The organism is Rhodococcus sp. P3_B8 (assembly GCF_056402775.1).
On sequence record NZ_JBFUGT010000493.1, the window covers coordinates 1 to 3,241 of the forward strand.

The 3,241-nt window shown below is 64.6% G+C and carries 4 protein-coding genes; 2 read left to right on the plus strand and 2 right to left on the minus strand.

Translation table 11 applies throughout. The features are described 5' to 3' along the window. Window positions 1-189 (plus strand): alpha/beta fold hydrolase (locus tag AC1D1G_RS43450; RefSeq protein ID WP_477956738.1); only part of this gene is annotated, 189 nt, incomplete at its 5' end. Between the two features lie 85 nt (window positions 190-274). After that, window positions 275-946, plus strand: a complete 672-nt coding sequence (locus tag AC1D1G_RS43455) for a TetR family transcriptional regulator (RefSeq protein ID WP_283352105.1) — start codon at window positions 275-277, stop codon at window positions 944-946. A gap of 85 nt (window positions 947-1,031) precedes the next feature. On the opposite strand, the gene AC1D1G_RS43460 is transcribed toward AC1D1G_RS43455, so the two are convergent. Next, window positions 1,032-2,531, minus strand: a complete 1,500-nt coding sequence (locus AC1D1G_RS43460) for an aldehyde dehydrogenase (protein ID WP_283352104.1) — start codon at window positions 2,529-2,531, stop codon at window positions 1,032-1,034. A gap of 19 nt (window positions 2,532-2,550) precedes the next feature. After that, the coding region (locus AC1D1G_RS43465; RefSeq protein WP_477956739.1) for a mycofactocin-coupled SDR family oxidoreductase at window positions 2,551-3,241 on the minus strand (691 nt) is incomplete at its 5' end.

Consider the following 3,241-nt stretch of genomic DNA (forward strand, 5'->3'; position numbering starts at 1 on the left):
ACGTTACTCATCCGTGGCGCCCAGTCCGATGTGGTCAGTCCGGAAGGAGCGCGCGAACTCCTCGAGCTGATTCCGGGGTCGCGCTATATCGATGTGGGCGGCGCGGGGCACATGGTGGGCGGCGACGACAACGACGTCTCGAGTCGAGGCTTGGTGGAGTTCCTCGACGAGGCGGTTCTCACCGTATGACCACCTTACCGACGGGAACATATACCATTCTGACCATCTGCCGTGCCGACCAGGCTCGGCGTACTGCTCGAACCGAAAGCGAGATATGGCCCGACCGTCGAAACCTCTGATCAGTCGCGCAGCCGCCGTGGCAGCGTCCATCGAGATCATCGACTCCGAGGGACTCGATGCGTTCAGCCTGCCACGCCTGGCTAAACACATCGGAGTGCGTGCACCCTCGCTCTACCATCATTTCTCCGACAAATCGGAGATTCTCGAAGCGGTCGCTCGACAGATCGCCGGCGCCGGAAACCTACCGCGACGCAAGCCCGGCCCGGACTGGCCCGAATTCTTCGTGACGCTGAGCATGAACCTTCGCCGGTCGATCCTCAAACACCGCAACGCCGCGCCGATCCTGCTGCAATATCTGCCCCGTGACCTGCTGATCGGCACCTACGAGGACACCGCCCGGTTTCTCGAGGAGTCCGGAGTGCCCGCGCACCTGCACGTCCAGATTCTCGACGGTATGGAGCGCCTGACGCTCGGCGCGGTGCTCACCGAGGCGATGCGCAAGCCGAGCACCAAGTCCACGATCTTCCCGAACGTCGACCCGGAGTCGCAGCCCCTGCTGTCCAAAGCACTCGGCGCAAACGAGATGACCTCCCGGCAGTTGTTCGAAGAAATGATTCGCAGCTTCCTGCACGGCGTGGTGCGCAACGAGAACATCGCGATCACGGAAGCCGCGCCCTCCGGCAATGTCAAGCTGTCGGCCAACTGAGCGAGTCCGCCGTTCCCCGCGCGAACCGCCCACGACGCACCGGTGCCCCACGGATCGAATCCGTGGGGCACCGCGTTCTGCAGACCTACTGGGAAGGAGCAGGCAGGTGGACGGTCTTGGTCTCGAAGAACTCTTCGAGACCTTCGATGCCGCCTTCCCGCCCGACGCCCGACTGCTTGTAACCACCGAATGGCAGGGTGAAGTCCATCGTCGCGGTGTTGACGCTGATGGTCCCGGTACGGATGCGCCGTGCGACCTCGAAACCGTGGTCGAGATCCTCGGTGTAGACGGCGCCCGACAGTCCGTACACCGAGTTGTTGGCGATCGCGATTGCGTCTTCCTCGTCCTCGTAGGTGATCACCGAGATGACCGGCCCGAAGACCTCCTCCTGCGCGATACGTGAATCCGGCTGCACGTCGTCGATCAGGGTGGCTGCGACGAAGAAGCCCGTATCGAGGCCTTCGGGGCGGCCACCACCGAGCACAACCTTCGCGCCGTCTTCCTTCGCGATGTCGATGTAGCCGAGCACGCGGTCCTGCTGACGCTTGGAGGCGAGCGGGCCGAGGAAGTTGGTCGGCTCCCACGGATTGCCCATCGGCAGAGATCCGTACGCAGCCTTCAGTGCCTCGACCACCTCGTCGTGACGTTTGTGTGAGACGAGCACGCGGGTCAGCGCGATGCAGGCCTGACCGGATTGCATGCAGCCACCCATGGGCAGCGTCTGCAGCACGTGGTTGATGTCTGCGTCGTCGAGGATGATCGCCGCGGACTTGCCACCGAGTTCGAGCGACACGCGTGCGATGCGCTCGCCGGCCAGGGACATGATGCGCCGGCCCGCGGCGGTGCTGCCGGTGAACGTGACGTGGTCGACGTCCGGGTTGGTCACGAGGGACTCCGACACCTCGCGGTCGGCACACAGCACACTCACTACACCCTCGGGGATGCGACCTTCCGCGACCAGCTCGGCAATGATGTCCGCGAAAACCGACGGTGAGATCGGCGCCTCGGGTGCGGTCTTGAGCACGACCGAGCAGCCCGCGGCGAGCGCCGGCGCGAGCTTGAACGCGATCGTGCCGATCGGCCCGTTCCAGGGGATGATCGCGGCGACCACACCCGTCGGTTCCTTGATGATGCGTGAAATGCCGCCGTCGGCCCGGGATCGCTCTTCGCCGACCTCGAACTCGCGGGCTACCGCGGCAACGGCCCGGAACAGGCCGCCGGTCATCTGCTGGGTCGGGCGGCTGACGCTGACCGGCACCCCGACCTCGATGACGCCGATCGGCGTCAGTTCGTCCACGCGCTGCTCGAGACGGTCCGCGATGGCATCGAGAACGTCGGCGCGCTCGGCTATGGTGCGCGACGCCCATTCACCCGTGTCGAACGACTCACGCGCAGCGGCAACCGCCTTGGTGACGTCTTCGACGGTGGCGGTGCGGACGCGTGCGACCTTCTCTTCGGTGAACGAGTCGACGACATCGACCCATTCGTCACCGGTCGAGTCGACCCAACGGCCGCCGATGAAGATTTGTTCGCGATCGGCGATCGACGGGGTCGTCGTACCGGTTGCGGTTTCGGTGGTGGTCATCAGTGAAGCTCCTTCGCTTTCAACGGATGTTGTAGCCGGCATCGACGGGGAATGTGACTCCGGTGACGTAGCGGGCCTCGTCGGAAGCGAGGTACACGATCGCGTTGCTGATGTCGACTGCCTCGATCAGCTCGACGGGCATCGGGTTCTTGTACGACTCGTCGGCGGCGACCTCTGGGTGGGCGTTGACGAACTCGCCGTACTCGGCGTTCGCGACCATCGGAGTGTTCACGCCTGTCGGATGCACGGTGTTGACCCGGATGCTGTGGGGCGCGAGTTGTTTCGCATACAGCCGCATGAGGCCGACGACACCGTGCTTGGCCGCGCTGTACCCGGCTTGGCCAGGCAAGGTGTTGAGACCGATGCTCGTCAGGCCGGCGGCCGAGCTGGTGATAATGATCGAGCCACCCTCACCCCGTTCGACGAGATTCGGCACGGTCACGTCGAGCACGTGCCACACACCTGTGAGCATGGTGTCGATCGCGTCGTGCCAGGCCTGCCGCTGCTCGCCCGGTCCGATGACGGGCATGATGCCGGCGTTCGGCAGTACGATGTCCACCTTGCCGAACTGTGCGATACCCGCGTCGTACGCAGCTTGGACGTCTTCGAGGTTGCGGACGTCTCCAACCAACGCAACGATGGCGCCTCCGGCCTCCTTCACGAGGCGTTCGGTTTCTGCGAGATCGTCTGAGGTCGCCAGCGGGTAGAAC

Excerpts from the sequence above, each read along its gene's own strand:
- AC1D1G_RS43455 (WP_283352105.1), top strand. The coding sequence starts at position 275 with ATGGCCCGACCGTCGAAACCTCTGATCAGTCGCGCAGCCGCCGTGGCA.
- AC1D1G_RS43460 (WP_283352104.1), bottom strand. The coding sequence starts at position 2,531 with ATGACCACCACCGAAACCGCAACCGGTACGACGACCCCGTCGATCGCC.